At 52.4% G+C, this 16,252-nt stretch carries 14 protein-coding genes; 1 reads left to right on the plus strand and 13 read right to left on the minus strand.

Features of this window, described 5'->3' with window-relative positions:
• Window positions 1-9: 9 nt before the first annotated feature.
• Window positions 10-702, minus strand: a complete 693-nt coding sequence (locus NSQ46_RS23985) for a response regulator transcription factor (RefSeq protein ID WP_007131586.1) — start codon at window positions 700-702, stop codon at window positions 10-12.
• A gap of 180 nt (window positions 703-882) precedes the next feature.
• Window positions 883-2,064 carry an acyltransferase gene (locus tag NSQ46_RS23990; RefSeq protein WP_007131585.1) on the minus strand — a complete coding sequence of 394 codons (1,182 nt, stop codon included), beginning with the start codon at window positions 2,062-2,064 and terminating at the stop codon, window positions 883-885.
• A 536-nt stretch (window positions 2,065-2,600) separates the two neighbouring features.
• On the opposite strand from NSQ46_RS23990, the gene NSQ46_RS23995 reads away from it, so the two are divergent.
• The gene (locus NSQ46_RS23995; RefSeq protein WP_342574983.1) at window positions 2,601-3,350 is read left to right on the plus strand and encodes a class I SAM-dependent methyltransferase; all 750 of its coding nucleotides are present in this window, start codon (window positions 2,601-2,603) and stop codon (window positions 3,348-3,350) included.
• Between the two features lie 187 nt (window positions 3,351-3,537).
• Here NSQ46_RS23995 and NSQ46_RS24000 read toward each other — a convergent pair whose 3' ends face one another.
• The 11 genes from NSQ46_RS24000 to NSQ46_RS24050 form a co-directional block, all read right to left on the minus strand.
• Window positions 3,538-4,026: a cation:proton antiporter regulatory subunit gene (locus tag NSQ46_RS24000; RefSeq protein WP_007131583.1), complete on the minus strand. Its 489-nt coding sequence runs from the start codon at window positions 4,024-4,026 to the stop codon at window positions 3,538-3,540.
• An 84-nt stretch (window positions 4,027-4,110) separates the two neighbouring features.
• Window positions 4,111-5,328 (minus strand): cation:proton antiporter, encoded by a 1,218-nt coding sequence (locus tag NSQ46_RS24005; protein WP_007131582.1) that lies wholly within the window; start codon window positions 5,326-5,328, stop codon window positions 4,111-4,113.
• A 256-nt stretch (window positions 5,329-5,584) separates the two neighbouring features.
• Entirely contained in the window at window positions 5,585-6,187 is a 603-nt protein-coding gene (locus NSQ46_RS24010; protein WP_007131581.1) for a response regulator transcription factor, read from the minus strand.
• Entirely contained in the window at window positions 6,184-7,317 is a 1,134-nt protein-coding gene (locus NSQ46_RS24015; protein ID WP_210095437.1) for a sensor histidine kinase, read from the minus strand. Before NSQ46_RS24015 ends, NSQ46_RS24010 begins: the two co-directional genes overlap by 4 nt.
• A 124-nt stretch (window positions 7,318-7,441) precedes the next feature.
• Entirely contained in the window at window positions 7,442-8,518 is a 1,077-nt protein-coding gene (locus tag NSQ46_RS24020) for a fatty acid desaturase (RefSeq protein ID WP_007131579.1), read from the minus strand.
• A gap of 180 nt (window positions 8,519-8,698) precedes the next feature.
• On the minus strand, window positions 8,699-9,691 hold the full coding sequence (locus NSQ46_RS24025; protein ID WP_028406907.1) for a Gfo/Idh/MocA family oxidoreductase: 993 nt from the start codon (window positions 9,689-9,691) through the stop codon (window positions 8,699-8,701).
• Window positions 9,692-9,712: 21 nt separating this feature from the next.
• Window positions 9,713-10,171, minus strand: a complete 459-nt coding sequence (locus tag NSQ46_RS24030) for a thioesterase family protein (RefSeq protein WP_007131577.1) — start codon at window positions 10,169-10,171, stop codon at window positions 9,713-9,715.
• Between the two features lie 738 nt (window positions 10,172-10,909).
• Entirely contained in the window at window positions 10,910-11,905 is a 996-nt protein-coding gene (locus tag NSQ46_RS24035) for an ABC transporter permease (protein ID WP_213616694.1), read from the minus strand.
• A complete protein-coding gene (locus NSQ46_RS24040; protein WP_213616696.1) occupies window positions 11,902-13,392 on the minus strand; it encodes a sugar ABC transporter ATP-binding protein in 1,491 nt (496 codons plus the stop codon). Before NSQ46_RS24040 ends, NSQ46_RS24035 begins: the two co-directional genes overlap by 4 nt.
• Window positions 13,393-13,533: 141 nt before the next feature.
• Window positions 13,534-14,655, minus strand: a complete 1,122-nt coding sequence (locus tag NSQ46_RS24045) for a sugar ABC transporter substrate-binding protein (protein ID WP_342574990.1) — start codon at window positions 14,653-14,655, stop codon at window positions 13,534-13,536.
• 771 nt (window positions 14,656-15,426) lie between these two features.
• A complete protein-coding gene (locus NSQ46_RS24050) occupies window positions 15,427-16,062 on the minus strand; it encodes an SGNH/GDSL hydrolase family protein (protein ID WP_007131573.1) in 636 nt (211 codons plus the stop codon).
• Window positions 16,063-16,252 lie beyond the last annotated feature (190 nt).

Raw genomic sequence — 16,252 nt, forward strand, 5'->3', positions numbered from 1 at the left:
TGCTTTAGTTTACTCAATTTTGTACCCGATCCCCCAAACCGTTTTAATATATTGCGGATGCTGCGGGTCCTTCTCGATCTTCTCGCGCAGCTTGCGAATATGTACCATGACGGTATTCTTTGATTCCATGAACGGTTCGTTCCATACTTCCGTATAGATCTTGTCCATGCTGAGCACGAGCCCCCGATTGATCGCCAGCATATGCAGCAAATCAAATTCCCTTGGCGTCAGCTTGACCTCTTCGCCCGCCACCGTGACCCGGTGGGAAGCGGCGTTGATGATCAGCTCGTCGATTTGGATTTCGTTCTCATTCCGGGCGGTGCTGCTGTTCAGCTGTTTATACCTCCGAAGCTGGGATTTGATGCGGGCAATCAGCTCCAGCGGGCTGAAGGGCTTAGTGACATAGTCGTCCGCCCCGATGCTGAGCCCTGCGATTTTATCGATCTCCTGGCTTTTCGCCGACAGCATGATGATCGGAGTGTTGTTCTCCTCCCGGATTTTCATGCATGCCTGAATGCCGTCCATCTTCGGCATCATGACGTCCAGAATAATCAAGTCCACCTTATGCGTCTTCAAAATCTCCAGCGCTTCAATTCCGCTGTTGGCGGTAAGCAGCGTATAGCCTTCATTCTTCACATAGATTTCCATCAGTTTAATAATTTCGACTTCATCGTCGACCATCAGTATGGTTACTCCAGACATGGCCCCTCCTATAAAAATGCTGCAGCCTTATGCCCCGTGTCTTTCAGGACAGTCCCGCACAGGCCCTAAGTTGTTGTTTGTATGCCACCATGCTACCACATGCGCGCTGCCGTCGCACTTCCCCAGGGTTCCGCCTTCCTGCGCAGCACCTGTACCGCTGCCGGTAAGCATCGCGCAGCACTATCTGGATAACGGCACTCCCTGCTGCTCTTGCCGTCTCCGGCTTTTCTCTGTTTTTGGCACATTCCCGAATACGAGCCACGAGGCAGGAAGATATCGGACCGTCAACTCCACGACAAGCCACGAGCAGAACAGTGCAGCCAAGAAGCCGCCCGCATACCAAGCATGGGTCAGGACAGAATTACCCGTGGATAGCGGGAATTGCCGATAAACCAGCAGGAAAAACGGATGAATCAGATAGATCCCGAAGGATACCGCGCCCAGCCGCTCCAGCGCTGGGGTCAAGCCCCCCTTGAAGGTTCGGTACACGATCGACGCCAGCTGAAGCAGCACAATCGCCCCCAAATACGTATGCGCATTCCACATCAGCTCGTACAGCGTCGAATTGTACGCCGTCCCGTATAAACGGTTCGTGTAATAAATGTACACATGCCCAAGCCCGCAAGCCGCCCAGCTCAGCCACAGCAGGATCCATGAAACGGTGCGGACCGGCGTGGCGTTCGAGCGGCTAACTACCAGCCAAGCCTTCAGCTTCGGATAATAAATGCCGACGAAGGCCCCCAGCATGAAGTATGCGATATACGTCAGCGCCCAGCTTCCCTTATTCGGCACCTGCCAGTAATATTTGTTCAGAAACACGAAAGCCCACTGGATCGCCAGGCCGATCGGGATGGCCCACTTCGTAAGCTGCGGCACTTTTTTAAACAGCCACCAAGCAAGCGGAAACAGCACATAGAACTGAATGCTGATGAATACGAAATACAGATGCGTGTAGGCTTTGCCCGTCACCAGCTTGGTGAAGAAGCTTTCAACCGTATCCGCCAGCGATCGGTCCGGGTAGTACAGGAAGTGCAGCAGACCGAAATAGAAGATGGAGAACAGCGTGTACGGGATGATGATATACAGCAGTCTTTTCTTATAAAACCCGCCGATCCGCTGCCTGGTCATCGGCTGGCTGTAGTAGTTGTAGAATAGGACCAGGCTGCTCAAAAAGATAAATGTCGGTGTCCCGTATTTCATGAAGATATTCATGAAATTGTAGAGAAAAAAGTACTGGGATTCCTTCATGGCCGATACCGCATACGACGTCGAGTGGACGGACAGCACGCCGATAATCGCGAATGCGCGCACGAGCTGCAGTTCAGGCAGGCGCTCCCTTTGGGTTGCAATGCTTTTGTTCATAACTATACCTCTCATTTTCATCCGGATTTTTCTCTGTGGCCGATTCGGATTCACACAGTATACATGACAGTTCTTAACGCGAGGCTTCCAAGTTCTTAACAATTACTTAAGATTTTGGGTTCGCACCTCTTATGTATTTCGGCTTGTTCCCGGCAAATTCCTTGGCGTACAATGAATATAACCTTTTTTAAAAATCGGGGTGAATGGAATGTCGATCCCAAACGTTCGAAGTAGACGGCATGGGCAGGAGTAGAACCGGGCTTGGCAGCCAAGGGCTGGTCAAGGGTATCTGCCTAATTAAGGCTAAAACAGCTATGCTGGCCTTGCAAGCATATCTTCGCCTATTTCTTATATAGCCGGATGACCCGACTGGTGGATATGCCCTTATTCACTGCTAAAAAAGAAGTCTTCCGCATGCACCCGCCTGCCGGACGATAACAATCCGGGCACGCCATGACCCGGTATCCGCTCCTCCTAAGGCGAATGTGACCAACAGCAAGCGTCCAATATTCTCCTGACGAAAGGTGGAGCTAACCATGAATTCACAATCTTACGAGCATTTTTATGATGCGATCGGGGCCATCAACGGCTGGGACTTCAGCCAAGTCCGATGCATAAGCGAAGGCGCGGCATGGGATTTCTACGATACGGTGCGGCAAGCGTGCCGGAAAACCGATTGTCTGCTGGATATCGGAACCGGGGGCGGGGAGAATGCATTGTCTATCGCGTCCTCCCTCGCCTTCCTGATCGGGATCGATCTTTCCCGCCCCATGATCGAGGCGGCGAGCCGGAACCAGCGCCGGGCTTCGGTGACGAACGCGCGCTTTATCCCGATGAACGCCGATCGGCTGGAATTCCCGGCAGGGCTGTTCAATCTGGTCTCCTGCAGGCATGCACCATTCTCTGCCGCGGAAGCGGCCAGGGTATTAACCGATGACGGCGTACTCATCACCCAGCAAGTGAGAGAATCCGATAAGTCGAACCTGAAGAAGGCCTTCGGCAGAGGGCAAGCCTTAGACCAGGAAGACGGCGCCTTAAGGGATCGCTATATCGCAGAGTTACGGGAAGCAGGCTTTCGCGATGTACAATATGCCGAGTACGATGCTGCCGAATATTATGAACGCGACGAGGATCTGCTCTTTCTGCTGAAGCATACGCCGATCATTCCGGGCTTCGGGGAGGATGAGCAGGATTACCGCATTTTGCAGCAGTTCATCGATGAGTTCCGCGGAGCGCGCGGCATTCGGACGAACGCCGCCCGGTTTATGATCATTGCCAGGAAGTGAGGTGCGGCTCTGGGCAGCATGTCTACTACGGAAGCGCGGTAGATTTGAATTCGAGCATTACGCCAAATTCGCTCCTCGCTTGGTTCACGCCTCTATTTAATAGACGACTTATAACAAAAAAAGTCTGCCTCAAGGTCCATTGCCCTGGGACAGACTTTTTCATAAATAGCAGCACGTATGCTTCTAACTAGCCGTTCACGAGCAGCTCCTTCAGCTGCTTGATCTGCTTCCGCTCGCCGGCCAGAACCAGCGTTGAGCCAGCCGTCAAAATATCGCTCGGCCCCGGATTGATCTTCTGTTCATTCCGCTTCACAATCGCCAGCACGTTGGCGCCGGTTCTCTGGCGAACCTCCAGCTCGGCGATCGTCTTATCGACGCATTTGTAATGCGGCTCGATACGCGCCCACTCGATGATCAGATCCTCGAGCGTAACCTCGATCGTCTCCAGCGCCTTCGGCTTGTAAGTCATGCCGCCGATAATGCCGGCGATTTGACGGGCCTCATCGTCCTCCAGCGTGATTTGGGAAATCGTCTCATCGGGGTTGTCATCTTCAAAATGGTACATTTCTCTGCGGCCGTCATCGTGGATAACGACAACCAATTTATCCCCTGATCTCGCCTGGATCACAAACTTCTTCCCGATACCCGGCAGGTCCGATTCGCGAATAATACTCATCTGTAAATCCTCCGTTCTGGGTTCATTCAATCTCTTGATTATATAGACTCCTTGTCAGAAAGTAAATCGGCTTGGTTCATCTTCTTAGACATTCTTCTTCTCTTTCTTTACGGGGTCGGTCCATTTGAATATTTTATTCATTCCATGGTACATAAGCTTCGATTCTTTTGCAAACAGCGGACCCAGAATCGCCAGAATCAGGACATACAGCGCGGAGAAAGGCTTAAGCACCGCCGCCAAGCCTCCAGCCAGGCCCAGGTTGGCCACGATAATGGTAAACTCCCCGCGGGCCATAATGGTAAGGCCTATGTTCAGAGACGACTTATGCTGCAATCCGGCCTTTCGTCCGGCAATCATGCCGGCCACGATATTGCTGACGATTGTCAAAATCACCGCTCCAAGCGCCAGCCAGATCGCATCTCCCAGTGTGGTCGGATCAATGCTGAGGCCAAAGCTGAAGAAGAAGATTGCTCCAAAGAAATCACGAAACGGAATCACCAGATGCTCAATGCGTTCACTATGCTCCGTCTCCGATAAGGCAAGCCCGAACAGCAAAGCGCCGATCGCTTCGGCCACATGCAGCGTTTCGGAAAATCCGGCAATAAAGAACATCGCCGAGAACACGACGATAATAAAAATCTCACTCGACGTAATATTAAGCAGCCGATTAAGAATCGGAGGCCCTTTTCTCGCGATAACAAAAAACAGCAGCATGTACGCGATGGATATGAGGACCGAAAGGACCGTCCCGCCAACCGTCGTGGATCCGCCAAGCAGCAGCCCGGACATAATCGATAAGAACACCGCCAGGAAAATATCATCAAACAGGATAATCCCGAGAATCAGCTCGGTTTCCGCATTCCCGGTCCGGCGCAAATCCACCAGCACCTTGGCGACGATCGCACTGGAGGACACCGACAGCATCCCTGCAATAATGAGCGTCTCATAGAAAGACATTTGAACCAGAAAGCCGTAAGCCAGGCCCAGAACAAAGTTCAACAGCACATAGATGGAGCCGCCGACGACGATATTGCGGCCGGATTTGATTAGTTTCTGAACGGAAAACTCGAGACCCAAATAAAATAGCAAAAACAATATCCCCATCTGTCCCAGAAAATGAATGATTTCCTGGCTTTCGATAAACCGGAAGTCCAGAATCCCGAGCTTAGGCGCATGCGGTCCGACCAGCATTCCAAGCACAATCAGAAACGGGATGATGGAAAACCTCAGTTTACCTGCAATGATGGAAGCAATCGCTACCAGCAGCAGCGCTGTTCCGACTTCAAATACGATATGGTCCATAGCTGTAGTTCCTTCCTTCTGCCCAATCATAATAACGGATCGAACATCCATTTCAGCTGCTTTCGGCAGATCGTCATTAGCATCTACATTATTTCCAACTAACGAAGCAATATCCAAAATGGTATGGGGAGGCAAACCGAGCAACAGGAATCTGTATGGATCGAGCCTGACCAGACAAGCATCTAGGTTTCATATGCAAAAAAAAAGATGCCCCCCGGCTGTCCGGAAGCGCATCGCTTGAATATCGTTATGTTGTTTATTTGAACCAACCTTTTTCTTTGAACCGCGTAATGGCTTCGATCCGGTTGCTAACGCCGAGCTTATCCAGAATGACCGAAATATAATTTCGGACGGTGCCCGTCGTAATAAACAGCTGGCTTGCAATCTCCTTCGTGTTCTTGCCGTCGGCGATCAGGCCTAGCACTTCCTTCTCGCGCTCGGTGAGCGGGTTCTCCTCACCGCTATAGGCTTCATCCACAAGCTCCGAAGCATAAATCCGCCTTCCGGCCATAATGCTTCGAATCGACGTGGCCAGCTCCCCGCTTGGCGTATCCTTCAGCAAGTAGGCATTGGCTCCCGCCTTTAATGCCCGTTCGAAATATCCGGGTCTCGCAAAAGTCGTAAGGATCATGATTTTGCAGCCGCTATCCTTGATCGCCTCCGCCGCTTCAAGGCCGTTCATGAGCGGCATTTCGATATCCATAATGCATATATCCGGCTTATGGATCCGGACAAGCTCTACCGCTTCCTTCCCCGTTCCTGCCGTTCCGACCACCTGCATATCCGGTTCAAGATCAAGCAGCGAGGCTAGCGCGCCAAGCAGCAGCCGTTGATCCTCGGCGATGACGATTCGGATCATATCCCCGTCCCCCTTTCCGACATTCTGTGAACGCTCGGGACCCGAATAATGAGCGTTGTCCCTTCGCCCGACACAATCTCCAGGCTTCCATTGACGAATTCCAGACGTTCTCTCATTCCACGAAGCCCGTTGCCGGGATGGACAGCATGCCCCATAATGCCCGTTCCATTATCCTTTACCCTGACGATAAGCTCCGTCTCGGTCTGCTCCATCGAAATGGTGCAGACCGTTGCATTGCTGTGCTTTACAATATTGTTGACCGCCTCTTTCAGGCACATGCTGATGACGTTCTCATTCATTAACGAGATATTGTCCGGCGTGGTTGTACCTTCTAGTGTCAGTTCAATCTGCGCTGCCTTCAATATCTGCTGAATCCGGAACATCTCATCCGCAATTCGGGTGCCTCTCATCCTGGTCACCATCTCGCGGACCTCCGTTAAGGCGGTTCGGGCAGTCTGCTGCACATCGTCGATTTCGGCCTTTGCCCTTTCCGGATCCTGTGCGATCAGCCTGCCCGCCAGATCGCTCTTCAAGCCGATTAACGACAGCTTCTGCCCCAGCGTATCATGCAGATCCCTTGCAATCCGCTGCCGTTCCTCCAGCTTCACCAGCTCCGAAATCCGTTTGTTCGCATCTTCCAGCTGCCCCTGCAGACGGTCGTTCTTGTTGCGGTTATAGTTGGTGACCGGAAGCAGGATGACCCCGACAACGCTGACGAGCACGAACGGCAATTGCGTAATGAAGAGCGGGTTTCTTGTCAGCAGGCCGTAGTTGACAGTAATGAGCGTCGTCAGCAGATGAATGGAATACAGCGTAATGAACCCGACTTTATGTTTAATATTCCCGATAAAAAATGCGAGAAACAGCGAGAAATACACGTAACCGAACAGAAGGGACATCGTGATCGATATGAGAATCTGCAAACTTGTCCAGAAATATACGAGCCAGCCCTTCGACAAGAAGGACAGCACGTAGAATAGAAAGAACATGCCGATCATCAAGATGCCCATAACGATCTGGTAGGTGGAGGTTGACCGGAAGATGAAATAGAACGGCAGAATATAAAAGACGACCCATACATAAGGGCTCAGCCCCGTGCTTCTATGAAAAATCTGATACCATTTTTGCATGAAGTCCCACCTTTTAGTAACCGCCGATTAGGTCAATTTCATCTTCCGTATACCTTTCCCTTGCCTGAGCGGGGCGTCGTGCCCCCGTAACATCCTCTATCCTTATTCTTACCCTGAATCCAAGCTAAGATTTACTCTGCACGACCGTTCTACCCTTGATCGCGCTGACCTCCGGAACGGAAGCCGATCCTTGCGGCTTGCGCAGCAGCGCCTTGGCCTCCTTGAAGGTAACAAACACTTTCCGCTCTTCATCCCATAATCGGAAGCTGATCGATTTGAAGCTCGTTTTTAAAGTGATGGTCGTTGCCTTCTGAAGAGGCGGAGAAGCTTCATGCGCTTTTTCCAGATTGTAATTCGGAACCTTGGGACTTAGATGATGGACGTGGTGAAATCCGATATTACCGGTAATCCATTGCAGCGGGCGCGGCAGCTTGTAATACGAGCTTCCCTCCACCGCCGCATTGACGAAGCTCCATTCTTCATCATGCTCATAATAGGTGTCCTCGAATTGATGCTGAACGTAGAACAGCCAAATGCCCAGCATGCCCGAAAGAAGGAAAATCGGTGCCTGGATCAGAAGGAATGCCTGCCATCCGGTCGCCCAGCACAGCAGAGCATATAGCACGAGAATCGATCCGTTCGTAATGTACGTGTTCAGCTTCTCCTTGCGCCCGGCTGCCTTTCGGTTGAAGCGGTAAGAGACGAGGAATACCCAGATCGGCCCGAGACCGAACATCACAAGCGGATTCCGGTAAATTCTGTAGGACAGCCTTTGCCACAGCGATGCATTGCGGTATTCTTCCACCGTCAGCACCCACATATCCCCGATTCCCCGTTTATCGAGATTGCTGCTCGTTGCATGATGGATCGAGTGGGTACTCTTCCATTGCTCATACGGACACAGCGTCAGAATGCCGGTAATCGTGCCGAGAATCCGGTTGGCGCGGCGGCTCTTAAAGAACGATTGATGACAGCAGTCATGAAATATAATAAACGTCCGGACCACAAAGCCGGAAGCGATCAGCGTAATCGGAAGCGTCAGCCAATATGATACCGAAAGGCTCAGGTAAGCTGCATACCAGAGCAGTATCAACGGAATCAGTGTATTCAACAGCTGGCGAATGCTCGCTTTGGTATCAATTACTTCGAAAGGAGTCATGTTTTTTTTCAAGCTGGACAATCTGTTATCGGGCTTAGCCATCGTTGTCTTCCCCCTCGTTTTAAGGCGCAAGGACGTTAGAAATGAATCGGTCACGCACTTGTCTTCTTTAATTATAGACAGTGGGAGGTGTGCACCGTAGTCATAAACGTCATTTCGAGGGGATGACAAATATCATATACCGCTTGGTTTTTGACTCGTTAGGCTAAGTTCGAGTCCCGCTCAACTCCGTGTATCCGCCGGGAACACGAGTCCGATCTGCCTTCTGGCCTCCTCCATGATTTCTGCAGTAATCAGAGAATTCGCCAGGGTGTTGACTGCGCTCTCCCTTTCCCCGCATTTTAGGAGATCGATGAATTCCCGCACTTCGTAATACATGGATTCGTGGGTCTGCAATTGGGTCACGTTCTCGATCGTCCCGTCCCGGTAATGAATCTTCACGTCATACGGCTGGTTGATCTTATCGATGATCATCGTCCCGATCTCGCCCTGGATTTCAGCCGGCGCGTAGGAATCACTGATTTTGGAGTGCATAATGACAGCGTCCATCTCAGGGTATGACAGAATCAAGCTTCCTTCCCCGTCCACCCCGGAGGAGAGCATATAGCCCGAAGCCTTCACGGTATCCGGCTTGCCGAACAGGGTAACCATCGGATAGAGACAGTAGATTCCCAGATCCATCAGCGATCCGTTGGAAAACTCGGGATTGAAGGCGTTCAATACAGTCCCCTGCTTAAAAGCATCATATCTCGAAGAATATTGGCAGTAGCTTGCAAAATAGCGCCGGATCGGGCCAAGCTTGTACAGATTGTCCCTCACCGTTTGAAAATTCGGCATCAAAGTGGACTTAAGCGCCTCCATCAGCAGAACGTTATTTCTTTTGGCGGCGTCGATCATGGCTTGAACCTCGCTTGCATTCGAGGCCATCGGCTTCTCGCACAGCACATGCTTGCCGTGATTCATGCACCGGATCGCCTGCTCCGCATGGTATGAATTCGGGCTTGCAATATATACGGCGTCGATTTCCGCTTCTCGCAGCATTTGATCCAGATCGGTGTACACATCGGGGTCTGCATATTTAGCCGCAAACGCCCGTCCCTTCTCCTCCGTGCGCGAATAAACCGCTGCGAGCAGAAACTCCTCCGCCTCCAGGGCTGCTTGAAGAAAACGCTCCGTTATCCAGTTTGTGCCGATGACGGCAAATCGGGTAGTCATCCTTATATCCCTTCCCTTCCTCTAGGTTCTTGTTCCTTCAAAAGCGAGAATCCGTTCCTTGGCCGCATCCGGTATCGGCGTACTCTTGCCGGTAGCCGTATCGATGAGCACGATCGTCCCCCGCCCGGCGGCTTTCAGCTCGCCGCGCACGACTACGGCGTAGTGCACATCCATGGAGGAGCGTCCGATCTCAGCCACCTTGACGCGCAGCTTAAGCGGATCCTTCAAATACAGCTGCGCCAGGTACTGGCATTCCAGATCAGCCACAACCGATACATGCTTCTCGCTGAATAAATCCTCGGTTAAGCCCAAATGCTCGAAGTATTCAATCCGTCCCTGTTCAAAATACATGAAGTAGCTGACATTATTGACATGACCCAGCATGTCCGTCTCGCAATAACGAATTTTGATTGGAATCTCGAAATGGAATGAATCGATCCAGGTTTGCGGATCGGGTTGTACAAAGGTTGGTTTTTTCATGATGAGTCCCCCTTCTATGTAATAAAGAAGCCGCGGGTGCATTTGAACCGGATGTGGGCAAGACCATAATGTATGCCGCTTGAATCGCCGTGCTCCGCGATATTTTGATCTGATGATTCGGGAAGAAAATCCGTTTAATAGGCGATCTCTGCCTTTTCTACGGATCATTTTACTCCCTTGCCTGCATCTCATTCTATTGTTCATCCGATCTGTCAGCCTTCTACAAGGATAATGAATCCGCGCCGGACCCGTCAACTGCCTTGTGGCTGCGAAAGCCGGAAGGTCCGCCAACCTACCGGCTTTTTCTCCACGTCGGCAAGCCTCTCTCCAGAACAAGCAAAGAGGCAGCACGGGTTATGCCGTACTGCCTCTATCGTTATTTCCTTGATATATAACTGTGGATGCTTTGTTTCCTGTTGCCTGTTGCTCTATTGCTCTGGTGCTCTATTGCTCTGGTGCTATTGTTCTCTGATACTCTGGTGCTCTGCTCACTCTGTTTTGCTATGCTCACTCTGTTGCTATGGTGCATTTGTTGTTGCCTTGGTGCTCTGTTGCTCTGGTGCCGTGTTACGCCGGCTGCCATTTTGATTATTCTGAGGTTGTAATCGATGTTCTGTGAACTTTCTTTATAGCTCCGGGCTTAAATGGGTTCCTTTTCGAACATCGGAATGTTCGTCTTGATGATCTCCTCACATGCTGCATCGGGCCTCTCAAAGAAAGGAGCTGCCGCCTCGGATTTCACATTCTCTTTCTGTAATAGGTCAGGGCCAGCGCAAGCGCCAGTACGGAGCCCTTCACAATGTCCATGGCATAGTACGGCACGGACAGCATGATCAGCCCGTTTTGCAAAATTCCGATCAGCACCGCGCCGACGAATGTTCCAAGCGCATTCGGTTTTCCTGCCCCGAAGACGGAATAGCCGATAAATGCGGCTGCCACCGCGTCCATTAAGTACGGGCCTCCTGAATTCACCTCTGCGGTCATGACGCGCGCGCCCAGAATAATGCCGCCGATGGTCGCGAACAGGGCGGATACGAGGTATGCGATCAGCCGATATCGGCTCACCGGTATGCCGGATAACGCCGCCGCCTCGCGATTGCCGCCGATCATGTACATATATCGTCCATGCTTGGTGTAGGTCAAGAACAGGTGGACGATCAGAACCACAAGCACCATAATGACGATGATCCATGGCACCTGTCCGATTTTTTCGAATGCCGTCGGGATTTTTCCGGTTGCAAAGTCGCCGCTCGGCATGATCATGTTTTGCGATATCGTTGCCCCCCGGGTATAGGTCATGGCCACTCCCTGGAAGATAAACATCGTAGCAAGGGTCATCAGCATATCGTCGATCTTGAAATTGATGACCAGGAAGGCATTGATTAAGCCAACCGCCAAGCAGATTAGCAGCGTAAGGCCGATACCGATGCCGATTTGCTGCCCGTGCCAGACGAACATGGAGATGACCAATGCATTGGCAAGGGTGGCCGTCGAGCCGACGGACAGGTCAAAGCCGCCAACCGATAAAGATACCGTTAATCCGACCGCAATGATCGTTACAATCGAAATCGAGCGGAGGATGTTAATGATATTGCTGGTGCTTAGGAAACTGTCGGCAACCGTGCCGAACACGAGAATGAGCACCGCGACCGTGATCAGCGTGCCGTATTTGTATAGAAAGTCAAACGCGAAACTCGCCGCCGGCTTCTCCTTCAAAGGTTTTGCTGTATTCATGTCAACCCGCCTCCTGTGCAATAAAGCAAAATTTCCTCTTCCGTGGATGCCCGCGTATCCAGCTCTTTCGTAATCGCGCCGTCATACATGATGTACACCCGATCGGTAATGCCGACGATTTCCGACAGCTCGCTCGAGGCATATAGTACGGATTTGCCGCGCTTCGCCAGCTCCGCTACCAGCTGAAAGATGTCCCGCTTCGCGCCTACGTCAACGCCCTTCGTCGGCTCGTCAAATATATACACATCCGCATCCGCCAGCAGCCACTTGCCGATCGCCACCTTCTGCTGGTTGCCGCCGGACAGATTTTTCACCCTTGCCTTTTCATTCGGTGTCTTAATGCCAAGCTGGTCGATCATGTCCCTGGCGGCCTGTTTCTCTTTGCCGAAGCTGAGCCACGAGCCCCATTTGGTAAAGCGCGACAGTACAGAAGCCGTTAAATTGGCGGATACCGGCTCCTCCACGAACACGCCTTCCCGGCGCCGTTCCTCGGGAACAAGCGCAATACCCTGACGCACGGCGTCGTGCGGAGAAGAGATGCGCAGCCGCTTGCCGTTCAGGGATATCTCACCCGTGGATGTGCTCGAAGCGCCAAACACCGCTCGGCACAGCTCGGTTTTTCCGGCGCCGACGAGGCCTGCCAGGCCTACGATCTCCCCTTTGCGGATATGGAAATCGACATGCTGGACTTTCCCCGGGTCATGGAGGCTGCGTGCCTCGAACGCTACCTGGCCGATCTCCCGTTCGATATGCGGAAACTGCTGCTCCATTTTGGCGCCAAGCATGTGCTCCACCACCTTCGGCTGAGCGATGTCCGCAATCCGCTGGCTTACGACATGCCGGCCGTCCCGCATGATGGTGATATCATCACAAATTTCATACAGCTCCGGAAGCCGGTGCGATATGAAAATGATGGCTACCCCGTCTTCCTTCAATTTTCGGACCAGCTTGAACAGCTGCTCGGTTTCGCTGTGGCTGAGCGGCGCCGTAGGCTCGTCCAGCACCAGAATCCGGCACTGCTTGGACACGGCTCTGGCGATCAGCACCATTTGCTTCTCCGCCAAGGTCAGCTCCGACACGAGCTTACGGCTCGGAACGCGGATGTTCATGCGTGCCAGCACAGCCTCTGCCTCTTGATGCAGCCCGTTCCAGCGAATAACCTGCCGGCCTCCCATATCATGGACCATCCGGTCGAGCATGATGTTCTCGCCGACCGACAGGTTCGGAATGAGCGCCGTATCCACCTCTTGATAGACGATCTGGATGCCCAGATCCTTCGCTTCCTTCGGGGACCTGATATTCACCTGGCGGCCATCCAGCCATATCTCCCCCTCATAATGGCTGTACGCGCCCGATAGAACCTTCATAAGCGTCGATTTACCGGCGCCGTTCGCACCGATCAGCGCATGCGCCGCTCCGGCGGCCGCCTGAAAATCAACAGCGTCAAGCGCCTTAACGCCCGGAAATGAAATCGATATTCGCTTCATTTGAAGTAAAGACGCCGCCCCAGCCTCCGTAGCCGGGCGTGTTCTAGTTGCCTCCAAACCGCTTCGCACATGTCCTCTTCCCTTCAAATAGGATAGAGCGCCCTTATCGAATGACCGATAAGAGCGCCTGTATGCCGTAGCTTATTTTCCGTTTGCTTCTTTAAGGGCCTTCATCCAATCTTCCTCGAACTCGGTGCTGGTGCCCCAGTTAGGAATAATATTGGCCAGGTTCACCATATTGACCGCCTCGGAAGCTCCCTCCAGGCTGGAACGTTCAATCAGCACAGGCTCGAGGTTGTGGGTTTCCGGCGTTTCCTCGCCGGCAATCTTCTTGGCCAGCAGTCTGACGTTAACGGCTCCGATCATTTTCGGATCCACCGCCGCCGTCGCTATCCATGGGCTGTTCTCTTTCTGGATCAGCTCCAGGTCCGCGTTCGAAACGTCAATGCCGTAAATTTTGATCTCCGTGCGTCCCGCTTCCTCAAGCGCTCTCGCCGCGCCGATCGCAAATGCATCCCAGGTCGCGAAGATCGCGTCGATCTCGCCCTTCGGATATTTCGTCAGGATGGCGGATACGGCATTCTGCGTTTCAAGGGAGGTTTGGTCGCTTGCAACACCGAAGCGCTCCACCTCTTTAATGCCCGGATTGTTCTTCAACGTTTCTTGGTAAACCGCATTTCGGCGTACCATCGGCGGAAAACCGTCGACCCATAGGTACACAATGTTAGCGTCCGGCCCCTGCTCTTCCACCAGCTTGTCCAGCGCCAGCTTCGCCAGCTGCTCGTCGTCCTGCGAGGTCTGGGTCACGCCTTCAATTTCGCTAAGTTCCGGAAGGGAGTCAAAGGTAACGACCGGAATGCCCTTCGCGGTAATTTTCTTCACGTCTTCAACGGTTGCCGGATCGTCGCCGTGCGAAATGATGAAGCCGTCGTAATCGCTATCAATCGCCTGAGCGATCGCATCATGAAACTTCGCGGAGTCTCCGTTGGCGGAGAAGGTATCCACTTTGAATCCCAGCGCCTCCCCCTCCTGCTTCGCACCTGCCAAAAATTGCGCCGTGTGGTCATCGCCGCCGATTTTGCGGACGACCATCAGCTTGACCGGATCCTTCTCGGCGATGCCTGCCGGCAGATTCTCCACCTTGTCCGAAAGCTTGCCGGCATTGCTGCCTCCGCCGCTGCCCGATTCGGCACAGCCTGTCAAGACGATGACGAATGCGAGCACGAGCGCCGTAAAACTGCGTACATGTTTACTTCCCCTCATGTTCTCTCTCCCCCTGTTTCCCCTAAAAAAGACTTTAATACAAGTAATCCTATAGGATTTAATGAGGAGCGTCAATACTTATTTTTTCGCGTTAAAGCTTTACAAGGGATAGGTGGTAATAAGATGGCGTGAGAAAGGACAATTTACCTCCTTCTCCCGCCGCAAGTACCTAAAAGGAACTTGCTCCGCCCATCTACCACCATTCTCTCGCCACAGGTACCTAAAAGGGACTTGTTCCGCACAATTCACCTCCTTCTCCCGCCACAAGTGCCTAAAAAGGACTTGTTTCGCCCATTTACCGCCGTTTCCCCACCACAGGTACTTAAAAGGGACTTGTTCCGTCTATTTACCACCGTTCTCTCACCACAGGTACTTAAAAGGGACTTGTTCCGTCTATTTACCTCCATCCTCCCACCACAGGTACCTAAAAGGGACTTGTTCCGTCTATTTACCACCGTTCTCTCACCACAGGTACTTAAAAGGGACTTGTTCCGCTAATTTACCTCCATTCTCCCACCACAGGTACCTAAAAGGGACTTGTTCCGCCTACTTACCGCCTTTCTCCCGCTACAGGTACTTAAAAGGGACTTGTTCCGCTAAAGTTACCTAATAAATAGCCAACCAGAAATTCTGGCTTGCCTAAAATACAAAAGGCTCCGGACGATACACAACCGCCCGCAGCCTTGTCACACCCCGAAAGTAAAAGCCAGCGCCAGCCAAATAAGGCGCCCGCCATACTCCCGCACCTCAAAGTTCTACGCTCATTCTAAATTAGCTAAGACGCACACCCATCGTTTCAAGCCACGCCTTCGCGATCAGGCCATGGCCCGCAGGAGACGGATGCACGCCGTCCGGCGCCCAGAAGGAAGCTTCGCGCCGCACCGCAGCGGCAGCAAACAACCCGTCCAGCGGCACCAGCAGTGCGCCGTATTCAGCAGCCAAGTCCCGCACCGCATGGATCTTCGGATCGAGGTCCTCGCGCCATGCTCTCCGATCCTCCGGATGCGGAAGCACGAACGGCTCGACCATAATGAGCTTCGCGTCCAGGGCCGACTTCGTCCGTTCGATCAGCTTCCGATATCCGTCCTTGAAGTCCTGCGTGCTGGTCGGATCCCCGCTATCATAACGGCGCCAGCAATCATTGATGCCTATGTAAATCGATACCCAATTCGGCTTCAAATCCAGGCAGTCCTCTTCCCAACGCGCATTCAAATCGACCACGCGGTTCCCGCTGATCCCTCTATTCAGAAAAGTCACGTTCATTTCAGGAAAGTTCATGCCAAACCACGAGTCGACGAGCAGCGGATACCCGTTACCCAGACTGTTCGGATTATTGCGGTCACGTCCGCAATCCGTAATGCTGTCTCCTTGGAAAAGTACAATATCTCCTTGCTGCAAACGATTCATTTCATGTTCCTCCTTCATAAGTGCGAAGCTGTTGTACGTACAATGGGAAATCTAGCAGGCTGTCACAGCCGGTGAGAACGCTTTACGTTTTATATATTTGTCATGCGGTCCGCAAACTCCTCTATTTTATGGCCCTCCTCAGGAGTTTTTTTCCACATCCCCAGCAGCTCTAGACCACCTTCATGTGATA

It is taken from the genome of Paenibacillus sp. FSL M8-0142, assembly GCF_038597315.1.
Lineage (GTDB): Bacteria > Bacillota > Bacilli > Paenibacillales > Paenibacillaceae > Paenibacillus_AQ > Paenibacillus_AQ lactis.